Source organism: Pseudomonas sp. Fl5BN2, from assembly GCF_009908205.1.
Classification (GTDB): Bacteria; Pseudomonadota; Gammaproteobacteria; order Pseudomonadales; family Pseudomonadaceae; genus Aquipseudomonas.
Genome location: NZ_JAAARL010000034.1, coordinates 15772 through 31728 on the forward strand (window position 1 = coordinate 15772; position 15957 = coordinate 31728).

The window sequence follows — 15957 nt, forward strand, 5'->3', positions numbered from 1 at the left end:
GTTTTTCGAACCCTGTATAGGGTTCGGCAGGCTTTCTATGGATTCAGGAGCAGTGGTTCATGACGCAGGGAAATAAAGCGCAAGGCAAGTTGTCCGGTAAAACCATGATCGTTGTGGGCGGTGCCAGAGGCATCGGCGCCGCGATTGTTGAAGTACTGGCCAAAGAAGATGTTCATGTCTACATCTTTGATACTGACCGGACACCCAATGCAATCAACCACTATCAAACTCAGGAGGTCAGTGGTTATCAGGCGGCTCGCACGCTGGCGGCGGATCTTGTGGAGCAAGGGCTTTCGGTAAAGGCCATTGCAGTCGACGCAACGTCTGAAGCCCAGGTCATAGAAGCCGTAGGTGGCGTTGTCCATGAGTCAGAGCACTTTTACGGCCTGGTCAACGCCATTGGCAGCAGCCATCTGATCAACACGGTTGAATCATCGCTGAGCGAGTTTGACGCGATCGTGCAAACCAACCTTACAGCACCTTACCTGACGTCACGTGAAGCTGCCCGCGCACTGATCCAGAGAGGCAAGGGCGGCGCGATCCTGAACATCAGCTCCATTGCCGCAAAAGTCGCCTTTCCTGGAATATCTTCCTACTGCGCCGCGAAAGCCGGGTTGCAGGGCTTCTCTGGCGCCTTGGCGCTGGAGTTGGCCACTCACAATATCCGGGTCAACTGCGTTTGCCCCGGCATCGTCAAAACCAATATGTGGAAGTACCTGGAGAACCGCCTCATCGCGCCCAACGAGTCGCTGGATGACTTGTGGGCTCGCATGGAGGGCCTGATCCCGTTGGGTCGTACACAGATCCCGGAAAACATTGCCCGGTTCTGTCTGGCGGTGCTTGAGAACGAAGACATCACGGCTCAATCCCTGTCGGTCGATGGCGGAATGAACCTGTATGGATGACGCCGTTGGCACTACGCCTCTTTTGCGCGAAGACCCGAACACCGTACTGAGGATCAGTGATCGTGTGTTCGCTGCCGAGCATTGCGCACAGCTGCGTTATGTAGCGCCGGTTCTGAAAATGCGAAGCGAACCCGGTAGCGATTCGTTCAATATTCCAGGGCTTCATACGGTGGACAGCTTGGGCACTTTGCTCACATCCGTGACGGGAGAGTTTGCCCTTGGCGCTGACATCAAGTTATTCAGCCTGGCCAAGTTTGATGCTGCAGGGCTCTTTCTTGAAGTCGGGCTGCACAAGCTGAAGTTCGGTGTTGAAGAGTACGGCAGCAACAAGAAGATCGTATCGGTGCATTCATCGCCCTATAGCGATGAAGTCAATGGCATCGAGGTAAACGATGAGCCTGTGCGGCTGTTCATTTCGCGAAGTGGGGATGTGTTCTCGTGTTATCTGAGTGGCTCTGAGGGTGCCGTGGTTTTTCATCGGGCGTTCTATGTGAGCAACTGCCCGGATGAAGTGCGCGTCGGGTTTAGTGTGCAGTCGCCCTTTTCCGAGGGAGCGGTCGGGGAGTTTTCCCGGATTGAAATATCCTCACAGTCCATGGGACTCATCAGAGAGTGAGCAGGTATGACGAGCAAAGACACCTGGTTGATAGTTTCTGATTTTGACGAGACGTTTATGCCGGTCTTGTCGTCTCGAGAGGCGGATGCCGGGATAGACAAACTGGAAAGCTGTTTGAATCAACTGAAACGCAAGCACCACCTGTTATTTGGCTGGGCCACGGGAAACAGTCAAGCGGTGGTCCTGGACAAGATGAAGAGATACCCCGAATTTCCCTGGGACTTTGCACTGACCAGTCTGGGAACCGAGTTGTACTGGAATCACCCGGACCGTGTTCTGGAGGATGAGGGTTGGCCGTTACAAGGCGCAGGCACCTTTCCAGAGCGGGTCATAAGGCTGAGCGCCCTGTTCGAGCAAGAGGGTATTGAGTTGACGTTGCAGTCGGAGGCTTTCCAGCAAAAACGCATTCGGGGTTATTACTTGAATGCCGATGGCAATGAAGCGATCGCCATCGAGCAGATCCATAGACTCTGTTTGCAGGTTGGTCTTGAGGCCTCGATTACCTACGCCAGTGCCGCCGCCGGCGACCCTGAGAATGTCTACGATGTAGCCATCATGCACCCGGGGTGCGGAAAGAAGCAGGGGGTCGATTTCATCGTCAAGAAACATGAGATTTCCCCCGCCAGGGTCATCTCGTTCGGGGACAGTTGTAATGACATCGAGATGTTGAAGGCCTGTTCACATGGTTACCTGGTGGGCAACGCTTCGCATGAGGCCAGGCAGGCGTTTGATCGTGTTGTTGAGGGTTTCTATTGTCATGGCATCGTTGATGGTCTTCAACGGCATTTTTGAAATGGGATATGCATCTACATGGACAGTACAGTGCACACGGAGCATCACAGTGATAAACAGATATTTGATATCTACTTCGGGTTTATCAATACCTACACCTTGTTTTTTGCGGATGAAGTAAAACTGTTTGATCTGCTTGAAGGCAAAGCGCTGAGGCTGGGTGAAATCGGCTCGGCATTGGAACTGGCACCTCGGGCGGCACAGGCGCTTGTGGCTATGTGCACCAGTCAGGGGCTGCTTGAGAAGAGTGGGGAGTGCTATGGCCTGACGTCTTTGGCGCAAGCGTTTCTGACCCGAAAGTCGGAGACCTCGTTCAGTGGGGTCCTGCAATCCGCACGCCACAAAGAAGATGCGTTCTCTTATGCATTCTTCAAAGAGTCGATGCTCAGTGGAGAGTCCGGGTTGTTCGGTGAGACGGATCTGTTTGAGAACAATGCGCAGGACCAGTTACACAGCGAAATTTTCACCAAGGCGATGCACAGTAAAAGCAAAGGACCGGCTCGGGCCTGGTCGGGTCGGATTGATCTGTCCGGGTATACCTGCCTTCTGGATGTGGGCGGTGGTTCGGGTGTTCACTCTATTTGTGCGTTGGAGAAATGGCCTGAACTGAATGCCGTAATCTTTGATCTTCCCTATGTCTGCGATATTGCCGATACCTACGTCGAGCAGTACCGGATGGCGGGGCGCATCACAACCCATAAAGGAGACATCTGGGCGTCTGAGTATCCAGCCGCCGATGTGCATCTTTACAGTGATATCTTTCATGATTGGCCGCTGGACAAGTGTCTGTTTCTGGCCAAAAAGAGTTTTGATGCACTGCCCAGCGGCGGCCGTATCATTCTTCATGAGATGTTTTTTAATAAAGACAAGACCGGCCCACATAATGTCGCGGCTTATAACGCGAACATGTTGCTGTGGACCCAGGGTCAGCAATTGTCAGAGACCGAGATAAGGGAGTTGCTGACGATCGCCGGTTTTCGCGATATTACAGTTTCCCGCACGCAATACGGTGACTGGAGCCTGGCAACCGGAATCAAGTATTAAGGTTGCTGACAACCAATGCCCTATGAGGGCGTTCTGATTGCACAGTGTGAACTCAAGGTCCGGCGCATTCGCCCCGGACTTCACTTGTGTCTTCTTGCGGGAGATTAAAGTGATCCCAGTACGTTACCGTATTCTTTGTATTTACTCCGGCATGCTGGCGTTGACCCAGTATGAGTGGATGCGTTTTGCGCCTATCACGGATCAGGTGTCCACCCAGTACGGTATTACTTATGGGGAAGTCGGTTCACTGTCTTTGGCTGTGACGGCACTTGCATTACCGCTGGCACTTCCCAGCGGTGGCCTGATTGACCGGATATCGGTGCAAACAGCCTTGCGTATCACAGCCATTGCCATGTTGTTGGCGGCATTGATCCGGGTGTTACAACCCCATTATGAATACCTGCTTGCCGGCCAACTGTTGTTCGGGTTTGTTCAACCGTTGACCATGTCGCTGCTCGTCAAGTTGATGATCACCTGGTTTTCTGAAGATGAACATGTGCGGGTCACAACGCTGTTCAGTACGGTGATTTTCCTGGGTATAGGCTCCGCGTTCATGATTGTCCCGTTGACGGAGGAGGGGAACGTCAGCAGTTCGTTGTTGATTGACGTCGCGATCCTGGGGCTGATTGCGCTATTGACCTTCATTTATGTCCCGCGAGATGGCCCTCTTGTGCAAACAACGTCCGCCCCGACCAAGTCCGGCGGCCGTTTACTGGCGGAGGGTATCGATTTATTGCGCACGGCTCCGTTCACGGCTGTTTTGCTGATGATTTTTTTAACCAACGGCTATTTCTCCGCCATTACGACATGGCTGGAGCCGATCCTGTTGCGTCAGGGGATCGATGCCCAGGTTTCAGGATTTATCGTTGTTCTGATGTTGGCCGGTGGTATCGCGGGTATGACGTTCATGCCTTTACTGGTGCGCAGCGGTGCAAGCGTGGGGGGCATTCTGTCCGGGGTTTCATTGTTGGCAGGGGGAGGCACGGTACTGCTTTTCACCTCTGGTTCCCCTTGGATATTGAGCCTGGCAGGGATCGTGATCGGTGCCGCGCTGTTATCTCCGCTGCCTCTTTTGCTGCAACTGATAGCCGACACTGCCGGACTCTCCAGGTCTGGGACGGCGACCTCAATTTTCTGGTTAGTCGGCAATATTGGCGCCACGATAATGATCGCGACGTTGGGGGTTATCGCCGACCACGGTGACTGGGGAATGGCAGCGGTATTGCTGTGTCTGGTTCTGGTCGTCCAGATAACGATTTCTCTCATGGGCTTTCGAATGGTCGGTGCTCGTACCACCTGACTTCATACGGTTCTGTGTACATATCCGTTGCTGCGGTCACGGCCGCTTAGGGTTCCGCTCTTACAGCGGGTCACTTTGGATAGCCCGGAATGCCGGCCAACCCAAAGTAACCAAAGGCTCTCTGCCCCCGCATCCGGCGCCTCGCCTAGGCTCGGCGTTCCCTCACTCCGGCATTGCTCCGGGGGCACGCCGCCACAGGCCATCCATGGCCTGTGGCGGCTAGCTCGGCATCCATGCCGAGCTGCCCCCTGCGCAATACCTGCATTCGGCCTCCTGAAGGGGCAGGAAGATCAAAAGCCAGATCAAGAGCCAAAGCAAAGCCAAGCGCGTTATACGCGCTGTCGTAGGAGCCGGCTTGCCGGCGAATTGGCCCGTAAGTCATACATCGCCCTTGCTGACGCTTGCACAATGCCTGCACTCGGCTTCCTGAGGAGGCAGGAAGATCAAAAGCCGGAGAAAACCCATGCGCGTTTTACGCGCTTATTGAATTCAATGGCCTTCAGGGCTCCTGCCCAGTTCGCCACTGAATCACCTCCAGCACCGCGCAACCCTCCCGGGTGAGCAGATGCACCCCTCGGGTGACCCGCGTCAGATCGCAGTCGGCAATGTCTTTCAGGTTAAGCGTGGACAGCGTGTCCATCAGATCCCGCACCACGGTGAAACGATGGGCCGCACTGTTGGCACCTAAGGGATGCGAATGCCCAATGCGTTTAATGTTGGTGTGTCCATCTGCCCGTTCACGGTCAGGCCGTTGTCCGTTTGAAAAGACATCAGCGCTCCTCGAGTCCCTTTACCCATCACTCCATCGATTGCTCCTTGGTAGTACCTGCGCACCATTAAGGCCGTTTGCACTCGTATGACCAGGTTGCTTTTCTGTACTTCGCTAGGTCGTGTTCGAGTAGTCGTTGAGGTCGTGCCTGTCGATGTACCAGATGATTGGTAAAAAGAGTTGCTGGTTGATGAGCCGGAAGAGCTGCTTGAACCGTAATTCGAGCTGCTTGGTGTGTTGTAGCTGCGAGTGCTCGTGGCAGGAGGGTTGTAGTAGCGAGGCGCGCTATAGCCACTTGATCCACTGTAATGAGAGCTATGGGAGCTGTGCGAGCGGTGTGAACTATGCGAGCGGTGAGCTGCGTACATATTGGTCGCGTCAGGGGCATTGAGCGTGTCGGCAAAGACTGGTGGCTGACTCTTCTCCCGTGGCTCCCAATTTGCATCGGCAAGTGGCATTGGGTTGGCCTGGGCAAGGTTGATACTCGCGACCGGCAACAGGGTTATGCCCCCAATCAGGATTTTCCAGCGATCAAGCAGTTTCACTGTGCGCTCCTTGCGTAGGCATTGAATGCCTCAGTTGATAGTTTTTTTATCCCACGGCTTTGCCAGCGCGCGGTATGAGATTTGAAAAAGCCCGAGCATTGATGAGCTGCGGCGCATTGTTGGCAGGTGTCGATGAACAGATTCTTCCAGTCTGAGATGCTCTGGCGTGCAAAGCGTGAGAGATGCGCAGGCACCAGGCACAGAGGGAGGTTATAGATTGAGACCGGCAATCCTCGGTTGTGCAGAAAGTAGATGGCCTGACTTAGCGACTCCTGGTAATCCAGAGGATCAATCCACAGCTCCTCATAATGCTTTCGTGCTAAGCCAGTACTCTCTATACCCATCAGTGCAATATGTCGTACGAAGGGCAAATTACGGAAAATGTAGTGAGCGAGCTCTGGAAGTCGTGGCGTGGTCAGTCGGTTGAGGACGACGCGAATCTCGATGATCTGGTTGGCTCGAGCGAGGTTGTACAGCCCTTGGAGTGTTTCGCTAAAGGCCCCTGGCGCCTGCACTACGTGGTCATGATCTCTTGCGTTGTCGGCATACAGTGGGATGCCCCAACTTAGTTGCGGATGTTGGATATGAGCAAGTGACTCTATCCAACTCGGATCCTTGAACAGCCGGCCATTACTCAATACATGAATAGATTTTTGTCGAAGCACAGTTTTGCACTTGGATAAGATTTCCAACAAACCGTCGCGGTAGAGCGTGGGCTCCCCGCCGCTGATGCCTAGGTTCTCTTCACCAGGATCCATTAGATCGATCAGACGAAGGTTCTCCTCAATGTGCCAACGATCATCAATATCCTTAGGTGGTTGGGAACACATCAAGCAGAGGCTGTTGCAACGATCAGTCATGAACAGCAGGTTACTGTCGGAGCCGCGTCGATAGAGAACTCGGACGATCGGGCTTCCAGGTGTTATGGCAATTACGTCACCAGGGCGAACGACATCTGGATCTTTTGGGGAGTGAAGTTGCAGCTTGCCTACCTCTGCATTCCCGCTAAGTTGTTCCGGAGTAAGGAAGCCTCCAACGGGTAGTGATAGTAAGCGCGGGTTACGTTGAAGCTCGGCATCTGGCAGCCACAGTATTAGATCGTCGAAGCTCACGTCCCCAGCGCAGATGGATACGCCTTGTTCAATGAGTTCGTCCACGGTGACGACCTTCAACAGCTTAGGTTCAATTAGATGCTGGATCTCGAAATGGGTATCTTTTCTTAGCATCGTTCCTACCCTCGATACCCAGGGAAGAGGACTTCGGAGTAGGCGCGACGATTTAGCCAGGAAAGCAAGACGCGTTGGATATCATCGTCGCCATCTCTCAATAGTTCGAATAGATGTTGAAGTAGTCCTAGATTTTTCTTACAGAAGCTACTGAAGGCACGGTGACCAATCGGATCGCCTTGGCGTGCGAAGTGTTCCACAGGGTCGGCGCCGCAATAGGGGACGAGTGCGCAATCCACGCAGCCCGGTAGTGTTTCGGCAACACCACTTGTTAGTAATGCCTCCATGACTGGTGAGCGTAGTAGCTCGGCTAACGGCTGATGCACGCTGCCCAAACGCAAACCATCCTCACCCATTTCCAGCAACATTCTTGCTTCGTCAGATGGGTACACGTAGCCATCGTAGTTATAAACCAAGGCTGCGGTGCCGGCACCGGCAGGTGAGCGCAGATCGACATAGCCAGATGAGAAAGGCGTGAGGATGTTCTTTAGCAGTAGACTTGCGTAGCTCTCTGATAAGTACACACCTTGTTGATTGATCTCCAGCAGGTAAGCCAGCGCTTCCTTGTAGAACGCCAAATAACGTTCCATCGAGTAATCCAGCCGTTGTGCACCCTTCGAGGCGAAACCGTAGGGACTTAAGGGGCGAAGGGAGATACTGGAAAACCCCTGGGCTACATACTCGTCGATGATCGCTCTTGGTTGCTCAAGGCTCTTGGCCGTTAACGTCGTTAGAGCCGAGACAGCTTCATGGCCGAGGTGTTCGCGGACGCGACGAATGCCGTCGAGGGTTCGTTCATAAGAATCTCGGGAGGGAGTGGGGCGGTTAGCGTTGTGTAATGACGCTGGCCCATCGAGCGAAGTAGAAAACTGGATGTGATGCTTCTTGGCGAAGACGATAACTTCTTCGGTCAAGTGATGGAGTGTGGTTGTGATGACGAATTGGATATCGCGCTGTTCCACGACGTTCCGTTCCACTATCCATTCGATGATCTGGCGGACGCGTTCAAAGGCCAATAGAGGTTCGCCACCTTGGAACTCTACCGTGAGGGCTCGAGCGTTCGACTCGAACATGCGGTCTACGGCAGCACGTGCATCTGCTTCGGAAAGGTCATGTCCAGAGCCACCCAAAGGTGCACGTGATACTTGGCAATACTGACATGTATGGTTGCAACGCAGAGTCACCACAAACAGGTGTAATGCAGGACCTTGTAGGAGGAAGTCTTTCCGACTGCGGTACTGCGCCGCCATCTCCGGAATTGGATCGTGTTGATCTGGCTCGTAAATAAAATGACGAGCGAGTAGATCCTTGTATAGAGAGGTTCCTGGCTGTACGCGCTTAAAACTTAGATCTCGAAGTTGTGGATCGGTGACATGGAGGTACTCGCCTGTTTCGGAAGTAAGCAGAATGTCCCGTTCATTTCCTGAGTTCATACGCATGAAGCGAAATGGCAGGAGGCGATAACCTTGGGTTTCGGTGGCTATCAAGGTCACTGAGGCAACCCACATCCAGTGAGTGCGGCACGTGCCAATACTTCTCGCAATCCAGCCGTTTCACTATGGATATGGTCACGTAAAGCAAAGTCATTCAGATGCTGGAGAACTAGCGCTCGTGCGTGATCAATAGATAGGGCTGTTTGGGCGCTGGAAGGGTAGATCGTGAGGTTGATAAAGCCAGGCTCAGGAGTGATCTGAATAGCCAATTCAGCGGCCAAGCTATAGGCGGTTCTTTGCGCTGTGCTGAGAGGGTATGCGGTGTCGCTGAGGTGCAGAGTGACTGGCCATGTCATCAATATCAATCCTTGAAAGCCCTGAAGAGTGTGCGGATTTTGCCGAGTTCCTGGGCGATTGGCCATCATTCGTCGCAGCTTTCTTTAAAATATTTCTGTGCTCGCGTTCTTGACTGCAATCGATTGGATTTAATGAAGTCCCGGCCAGGCGGTCCTGCGAGCGGCAGCTGTCAAATCAGCGATTTCCCTGTGGGTGTCGGCTGCCAGCAAAACTCGTCAACGATGACGCGGAGTTACCTTCTTACCGAATGCACTTGGGGCGCTTGGCGTACAAATCCGTTGCTGCGGTCACGGCCACTGGCGGTTTCGCCCTTACGGCGACTCACTTTTGAAGAGCGCAAAAGTAAGCAAAACGCTCCTGCCCCCGCATCCGGCGCCTCGCCTAGGCTCGGCGTTCCCTCGCTCCGGCATTGCTCCGGGGGCCCGCCGCCACAGGCCATCCATGGCCTGGGGCGGCTAGCTCGGCATCCATGCCGAGCTGCCCCCTACGCAACGCCTGCGTTCGGCCTCCTGAAGGGGCAGGAAGATCAAGAGCCAGATCAAAAGCCAAAGCCAGATCAAAGGCCGAAGCAGAAGCTAGAGCAAAGCAAAGCGCGTCTTACGCGCTTGAATTCAATGGCGTTCAGGACTCTTGTCCAGTCCGCCACTGAATCACCTCCAGCACCGCGCAGCCCTCCCGGGTGAGCAGATGCACCCCTCGGGTGACTCGCGTCAGGTCGCAGTCGGCAATGTCTTTCAGGTTAAGGGTGGACAGCGTGTCCATCAGATCCCGCACCACGGTGAAACGATGGGCCGCACTGCTGGCCAGATCGTTCAGAGAGGCTTGGGTGTCGAGGTAGAAAACGGCTTGGTTGGCGTCATGGGTGTCGACGGCGGTAAAGCGCGAGAGTGGCTGGTCAATCATCGGTACAGCTCCTGTTTGTGGAGCAATCACCTGAGTTGCCGACTACGAAGAAAATGACCGCTGTGCGCGCCTATGACGACCGGAGAATCACCGCGCACAGCCGTCATAACATCCTGTCGCGGCACCGGAAAGGCGACTGCAAAGGTGTTGTGGACGCTGATGTTGCGTTGTAATTCGACCGGCCAAGGTCGTCGCGGATGTTGCTGCGAGGTGGAACTATAGGGGCGGGGTTTGAGGGCTACAACCGTGCATTTGGTGAGATGTTTGAGCGGTTATGTCGTAACAATTAGCGACTGTTGAATCAGGTGAGTTGCCCCTGACCTTGTGGACAGACTTAAAAGGCAGCTTTCGGCCAGAAGGAGCCAGTCAAAAGCGCCTAGGAAGGCAGTGGCGACTCATCATGCTCATCCGTGGGGAGCGAAAGCTTTCCTCTTTGCGTCCTCCGCCCCGCCTTTTGAGGTCTAGGGTTTGAGGTGCAGCGAGTTTTCCGATTAGTAGTCTGCAGCTTGAAGATCCCAGCGGCGCGAATCAAAAGTTCGCGCACTTGTCCCTCGTTGCCGGTTCGTCCGGGCCAATTGACCAGCTATCAGCGCCTTGAAGAACGCTCCACTCTTGGCCAATCACCCGCGTTATAGGGCCATTGTCTTCACTAGGGGCACATGCTTGTTTATTAAAAAATAATTTACAGACCGTAAGCATTGCTGGACAGGGTTTGGTTGTTTAGGTATTTTCGGGGCACAGTGCCAGCATAGAGAAAGAACTAAATGGATTTTGACTTTTCGGTTGTCTATGACTCAGACGAGAATGAGTTTGACGGCCTTGATATGTATTACGGCTCTCGCTCAATGCAGGGCATTTCGGAGGCCATTGCCATTGCAACTCATGGCATAGTAAATGAACGCTTCATCAGTAAATCCACTGCTGCAAAGGGGTTCAAGAATCGATTCAAGACAAGTTTTGAGGGATCGTTTAAACAGCGATTCCGGATTACGTTTACTTCACCGGAAACAATTTCGAAAATTACAAATATGGGCGCTGCAAGCTACATTCAATTACTTAAGCACACAATCAATCAAGTCACTGGCAATGATGTAGAGCTTACGAGGCGCACTGCTAGATCAACAGCTAAAAAAATGTATTTCAGTGAGGATATAACCCATCGCCTCACAACATCTTTGAAGGAAGTTCACACCCCAATCAAACACCAAGGATACAAAGCAACGCTGCTCGCAGGCCAGACAGCGCTCGCGGTGTTTGACCAAAAATCACTAAGCTACTTAGAAGAAGAGGTAGTAAGCCCCGAGCGGGAGACTCTTGTTGTCGGAATCAGCCGCTTTAACGCCCGTACTGGCACAGGAAGATTAATATTTGACTTAGATGAAGAATCGTACAGCTTTATTCCAGCGATACCATTTACACGGGCAGTAAAGCGCGACCTCATCGCCAGTCTAAGGGGAGTGGCAGATAACGAGTTTGTTGCGTTGAGGGCTGAAGTCACACGAGTCACTTCTAACGACGAGTCGACAAAATACTTCCGGCTTCATCAAATCCAAAAAATCCAACCTGCCAATGAAGGCTAATATAACAGTTACAGTAAGCACCTTGTTAGGCTGCCTATACTTCATCTATTTCTATCTCCTAGATGAACCACTTACTAGTGGTAGCCTAGGAACGTTAGGTGACTTTATTGGGGGGAACATAAACCCCATCCTGACCTTTATAACCACTGTACTACTGATTGAAACCCTTGCACTACAGAGGAAGGCTACAGCGGTTGCCGTAAAACAGGCAGATGACGCCAAAGAGAGCTTCGAAGATCAGCGCTTAGTTGCGAAAATTCAGATTTTCGAAAGCTCTTTTTTTAATCTCATCAACCTTTGCCTTGATACGTGCAAGAGCGCCGAGATTACTCATAGTTCAAAAAATATAACGGGGCTCAAAGCATTCGAGTTCATCGAAGAAAAGTTCACGAGAATTAGAGAGCAAGGGGAACCTCCCAGTGATGTGTTCAAAGAGCTAGACGATGAACATGGTGATATATGCTTTAATGCTATAAAAAGCTTTGGAAATCTTTTTGCCTTCATTGACGAGAGCGCACCTGCCAGCGAGAAAAACAAGTACATATCGATTGCCACGCGTATGCTGCCAACCTGCATAATTTATTTGATATGCATCGCAAAACTCCATACGAAGTGGGAAATCGTCAAGCCGTTCGACAAATGTGGCTTTTTCGAAAAGAAAGGAATTACCGACCTTCTGGAAGGTTTCAGCTAACTTTTAGTCAGGACTCTGCTTTAGATCATACACTTCGATAGAAACCTTTTGCTCTGTTCCTCCGACCGGTTCTTTCAGGGGAAATGGCAATGTAGGCAGGTGCACAGTTGCGAATGTCTGCTTCTGGCCGATAGCAGTCTTTCACTAAGTTCAGCAATAAATACCTCTACTTAAACTAAACAGGCGCCGCACAATACGCGGCGCCTATCCACTCAATGCACAATCTGCGCAAGAAACGCCTTCGCCCTCGGACTCTTTGGCGCCCCAAAAAACTCCTCCGGCGGCGCATCTTCCACAATCCGCCCCCCATCCAAAAACAACACCCGCTCCGCCACCTGCCGCGCAAACCCCATCTCATGGGTCACGCACAACATCGTCATCCCACTCCCTGCCAGTTTCACCATCACATCCAACACCTCACTAACCATCTCCGGGTCCAGCGCCGAGGTGGGTTCATCGAACAACATGATCTTCGGCTCCATGCACAACGCCCGGGCAATCGCCACGCGCTGTTGTTGCCCACCGGAAAGCTGGCTCGGGTACTTATCCGCCTGATTCTCAATCCCCACCTTGGCCAGAAACCCCCGGGCCAGTTCTTCAGCTTTTTTCCGCGACAACCCGCGCACGGTCATCGGTGCCAGGGTGCAGTTGTCCAGCACGCTCATGTGCGGGAACAGGTTGAAGTGTTGGAACACCATGCCCACTTGGCTGCGCACCTGGGCGGCTTCGCGGGTGTTTTGCGAGAGGTCGGTGCGGTCCACCAGGATCCGGCCTTTTTCGGCAATCTCCAGGCGGTTGATGCAACGGATCAGGGTCGATTTGCCGGAGCCGGAAGGCCCGCAAAGGACGATGCGTTCGCCCTGGCGCACTTTGAGGTCGATGTCGTGCAGTACATGGAAAGCACCGTAGAACTTGTTCACCCCGGCAATATCGATCACCACTTCACGTGGGTCGGCAGCAGGGCGGGCAGGCGCTTCGGAAGCGGCGGGAAGCGGGGCGGTCTGGGGCTGCATGGCGGTTCTCCGTCGGTCAGTTGAAGCGCTCGGCGCGGTAAGGGGTGGGGTCGGTAAACGGGGTTTCGCCGGTGACCATCTGCGCCAGCAGTTGGCCGCTCACCGGGCCCAGGGTCAGGCCGTGGTGGGCGTGGCCGAAGTTGAACCACAGGCCAGGGTGGCGCGGGGCGGGGCCGATCACTGGGCACATGTCCGGCAGGCACGGGCGGCGGCCCAGCCAGGGTTCGGCGTCGAGGCGCTCGCCCAGGGGGTAGAAGTTTCGGGCCAGGGCTTCGCAGCGGCGCAGTTGGATTTCGTTGATCGGGTCGTCGCGGTCGGCGAATTCGATGCCGGTGGTCAGGCGGATGCCGCCCACCATCGGCGCCAGGACGTAGCCACCCACCGGGTCGAGGATCGGGTGCTGCAGGCGGGTGCCGGGCAGGGCAGCGTAGTGCATGTGGTAGCCGCGCTTGATCGCCAGGGGAATGCGGTAGCCCAGGGGCTCGAAGATGCCGCTGGCTTGCGGGCCGAGGGCGACTACCACTTCCTGGGCGGTGATCGGGCCGAGTTCGCTCTGCACCTGCCAGCCGCCTTCGATCTGGGTCAGGGTCAGGGCATCGCCGATGACGAATTGGCCGCCGCGCTGCTTGAACAGTTCGGCGTAGCCCCGGGTCAGGCCGCCGGGGTCGCTGACGGTCTTGGGGTCGAGCCAATGCAGGCCGCCCACTATGTCGGGGTGCAGGCCGGGTTCCAGGGCCAGCAGTTCGGCGCGGTCCAGTACCCGGTAGTTGAGTTCGTAGTCGCGCAGGTCGGCGGCGGCGCGCTGGGCGAAGTCGAAGGCCTGCTGGTCGTTGAAGGCTTCGAGCCAGCCGCCGTCGGCGATCAGCTCCAGCATGTTGGCCGGGCGGGCCAGGGCCAGGTGTTCGGTGACGCAGCGTTCGATCAGCGGCAGCATGGCGCGGGTGGCGGCAGCCAGGCCCTTGGGCGAGGAGTGGCGCCAGTATTGCAGCAGCCAGGGGCCGGCCTTGGGCAGGTGGCGCAGGCTGTAGCGCACGTCCGATTGCTGGTTGAGACCGTAGCGCACCAGCTTGGTCACTTCCCGGGGGAAGGCGTAGGGAATCACGCTGGCGCGTTCGATCAGCCCAGCGTTGCCGTGGCTGGTGCCGTTGCCCGGAGGCTGGCGGTCCAGCAGCACTACTTGGCGGCCGCGGGCCTGCAGGTGCAGGGCGCTGCTGACGCCGACGATTCCGGCGCCCAGAACTAAGGTTTGGCAATGCATGGTTCAGTCCTTATGACAGGGGCCGCGCGGCGGCCCGCTAAAGGGTTCAGTTCAGGTGCCGGCCCAGGCGGCCTTCCAGGTATTTGAGGCTGCGCCGCACCACTTCGACGATCAGCAGGTAGAGCACCGCGGCCCACAGGTAGATCTGGAAATCGAAGCTGCGGGAGAAGGCCAGTTTGGTCACTCCCATCAGGTCGTAGATGGTCACCAGGGAGGCGATGGCGCTGGCCTTGATCATCAAAATCAGCTCGTTGCCCAGAGGCCCGATGGCGATCAGCAGCGACTGCGGCAGTATCACTTTGCGAAACGCGGTCCAGCGCGACAGGCTCAGGGCCTTGCAGGCTTCGCGCTGGCCCTGGGCCACGGCCAGCAGGCTGCCGCGCAGGATCTCCGCCTGGTAGGCGGCGGTGTTCAGGGTGAAGGCCAGCAGGGTGCAGAACCAGGCGTCGCGGAAGAACCACCACAGGCCCACGTCCTGCCAGAAGCCTTTGAACGAGCCCAGGCCGTAATACAGCATGAACAGCTGGGCCAGCAGCGGCGAGCCGCGGAAGAAGTACACATAGGCCCCGGTGAAGCGCCGCAGGAAACGATTGCTGGACAGCCGCCCGAGGGCGATCAGCAGGCCGAGCACGGCGCCCAGGCTGAAGGAAATCGCCACCAGCTTGGCGGTCACCAGCAGGCCGTCGATAAAGCGCGGGCCGTAACGTTCCAGCAGTTCCTGGTTGAGGAACAGGTTCAGCAGGTCATCCAGGTTCATGGCTGCAGGCTCCGTTGCGCACGGTTGAAGCGCCGTTCGAGAAAGCTGAACAGGTGCCCCGACAGCGCCGAGAAGAACAGGTAGCCAAAGCAGGCCACGCTGTAGAACAGCATGGGTTCCTTGGTCACGCTGACCGCGAGGTTGGTCTGGCGCATCAGGTCCACCAGGGAAATGGTCGACACCAGGGAGGTGTCCTTGAGCAGCGACAGCCAGTTGTTCGAAAGCCCCGGCAGGGCGATGCGCGTCAGTTGTGGCAGCAGCACCCGGCTGAAGGTGGTGCGCCGCGACAGGCTCAGGGCGCTGGCGGCTTCGTACTGGCCCTTGGGCAGGGTCTTGAACGCGGCCAGCCAGATCTCGCTGGAGAAGGCGGCGAACACCAGGCTGAAGGCGATCATCGCGGCGACGAAGGTGTTGATCGCCACTTCACCGGGGTAGCCCAGGGCGCCGAGAATTTTTTGCGCGGCGATCTGGCAGCCGTAGTAGATGATCAACAGCGTCAACAGCTCCGGCAGGCCGCGAAACACCGTGGAAAAGGTCGTGGCCCAGGCCCGCGCCCAGCGGTTTTTCGAGCGTGCGGCCAGGGCCACCAGCAAGCCCAGGGGCAGGCCGATGGGCACGCAGGCCAGGGCCAGGGCGATGGTCACCAGGGCCCCGGCGAGCAGGGCCGAGCCCCAGCCGCCGCTGGCGAAGGACAGGAGTGACAGCTGTTCGAACATGCGCGAACCCTCTGGAAGAATGAACCGTGCAGGGCGCCGCCGCGTTCAA

At 55.5% G+C, this 15957-nt stretch carries 15 protein-coding genes and 1 pseudogene; 7 read left to right on the forward strand and 9 right to left on the reverse strand.

Annotation, left to right across the window (positions count from 1 at the left end; all coding sequences use genetic code 11):
• Positions 1-59: 59 nt before the first annotated feature.
• From GV819_RS30665 to GV819_RS30685, 5 genes are all read left to right on the forward strand, one after another.
• A complete protein-coding gene (locus GV819_RS30665; RefSeq protein WP_161759770.1) occupies positions 60-905 on the forward strand; it encodes an SDR family NAD(P)-dependent oxidoreductase in 846 nt (281 codons plus the stop codon).
• Complete coding sequence (locus GV819_RS30670; protein WP_161759771.1) at positions 898-1521, forward strand: DUF1349 domain-containing protein; 624 nt, start codon at positions 898-900, stop codon at positions 1519-1521. Before GV819_RS30665 ends, GV819_RS30670 begins: the two co-directional genes overlap by 8 nt.
• 6 nt (positions 1522-1527) lie before the next feature.
• A complete protein-coding gene (locus tag GV819_RS30675; RefSeq protein WP_161759772.1) occupies positions 1528-2313 on the forward strand; it encodes an HAD-IIB family hydrolase in 786 nt (261 codons plus the stop codon).
• 18 nt (positions 2314-2331) lie between these two features.
• Positions 2332-3357 carry a methyltransferase gene (locus GV819_RS30680; protein WP_019095725.1) on the forward strand — a complete coding sequence of 342 codons (1026 nt, stop codon included), beginning with the start codon at positions 2332-2334 and terminating at the stop codon, positions 3355-3357.
• Positions 3358-3466: 109 nt separating this feature from the next.
• Positions 3467-4657 carry an MFS transporter gene (locus GV819_RS30685; RefSeq protein WP_258028659.1) on the forward strand — a complete coding sequence of 397 codons (1191 nt, stop codon included), beginning with the start codon at positions 3467-3469 and terminating at the stop codon, positions 4655-4657.
• A 499-nt stretch (positions 4658-5156) separates the two neighbouring features.
• Here the strand turns inward: GV819_RS30685 and GV819_RS30690 are convergent.
• From GV819_RS30690 to GV819_RS30710, 5 genes and pseudogenes are all read right to left on the reverse strand, one after another.
• A pseudogene (locus tag GV819_RS30690) lies at positions 5157-5339 on the reverse strand (hypothetical protein); the annotation flags it as partial.
• Positions 5340-5341: 2 nt separating this feature from the next.
• Positions 5342-5971, reverse strand: a complete 630-nt coding sequence (gene hxsA / locus GV819_RS30695; RefSeq protein ID WP_161759774.1) for a His-Xaa-Ser repeat protein HxsA — start codon at positions 5969-5971, stop codon at positions 5342-5344.
• Complete coding sequence (gene hxsC, locus GV819_RS30700; protein WP_161759775.1) at positions 5968-7197, reverse strand: His-Xaa-Ser system radical SAM maturase HxsC; 1230 nt, start codon at positions 7195-7197, stop codon at positions 5968-5970. Before hxsC ends, hxsA begins: the two co-directional genes overlap by 4 nt.
• A 5-nt stretch (positions 7198-7202) precedes the next feature.
• A complete protein-coding gene (hxsB, locus tag GV819_RS30705) occupies positions 7203-8690 on the reverse strand; it encodes a His-Xaa-Ser system radical SAM maturase HxsB (protein ID WP_161759776.1) in 1488 nt (495 codons plus the stop codon).
• A 918-nt stretch (positions 8691-9608) separates the two neighbouring features.
• Positions 9609-9890: a hypothetical protein gene (locus GV819_RS30710; protein ID WP_025130072.1), complete on the reverse strand. Its 282-nt coding sequence runs from the start codon at positions 9888-9890 to the stop codon at positions 9609-9611.
• A gap of 764 nt (positions 9891-10654) precedes the next feature.
• Between GV819_RS30710 and GV819_RS30715 the strand changes: the two genes are divergently transcribed.
• On the forward strand, positions 10655-11470 hold the full coding sequence (locus tag GV819_RS30715) for a hypothetical protein (RefSeq protein WP_161759777.1): 816 nt from the start codon (positions 10655-10657) through the stop codon (positions 11468-11470).
• Positions 11460-12164 (forward strand): hypothetical protein, encoded by a 705-nt coding sequence (locus GV819_RS30720; protein ID WP_161759778.1) that lies wholly within the window; start codon positions 11460-11462, stop codon positions 12162-12164. Before GV819_RS30715 ends, GV819_RS30720 begins: the two co-directional genes overlap by 11 nt.
• Before the next feature lie 212 nt (positions 12165-12376).
• On the opposite strand, the gene GV819_RS30725 is transcribed toward GV819_RS30720, so the two are convergent.
• From GV819_RS30725 to GV819_RS30740, 4 genes are read right to left on the reverse strand one after another with little or no spacing between them, the layout of a single operon-like run.
• Complete coding sequence (locus tag GV819_RS30725; RefSeq protein ID WP_256667673.1) at positions 12377-13177, reverse strand: amino acid ABC transporter ATP-binding protein; 801 nt, start codon at positions 13175-13177, stop codon at positions 12377-12379.
• 16 nt (positions 13178-13193) lie between these two features.
• Entirely contained in the window at positions 13194-14435 is a 1242-nt protein-coding gene (locus GV819_RS30730) for an NAD(P)/FAD-dependent oxidoreductase (RefSeq protein WP_161759779.1), read from the reverse strand.
• A 46-nt stretch (positions 14436-14481) separates the two neighbouring features.
• On the reverse strand, positions 14482-15192 hold the full coding sequence (locus GV819_RS30735; RefSeq protein ID WP_011060496.1) for an ABC transporter permease: 711 nt from the start codon (positions 15190-15192) through the stop codon (positions 14482-14484).
• Positions 15189-15908: an ABC transporter permease gene (locus GV819_RS30740; RefSeq protein WP_015634996.1), complete on the reverse strand. Its 720-nt coding sequence runs from the start codon at positions 15906-15908 to the stop codon at positions 15189-15191. Before GV819_RS30740 ends, GV819_RS30735 begins: the two co-directional genes overlap by 4 nt.
• Positions 15909-15957 lie beyond the last annotated feature (49 nt).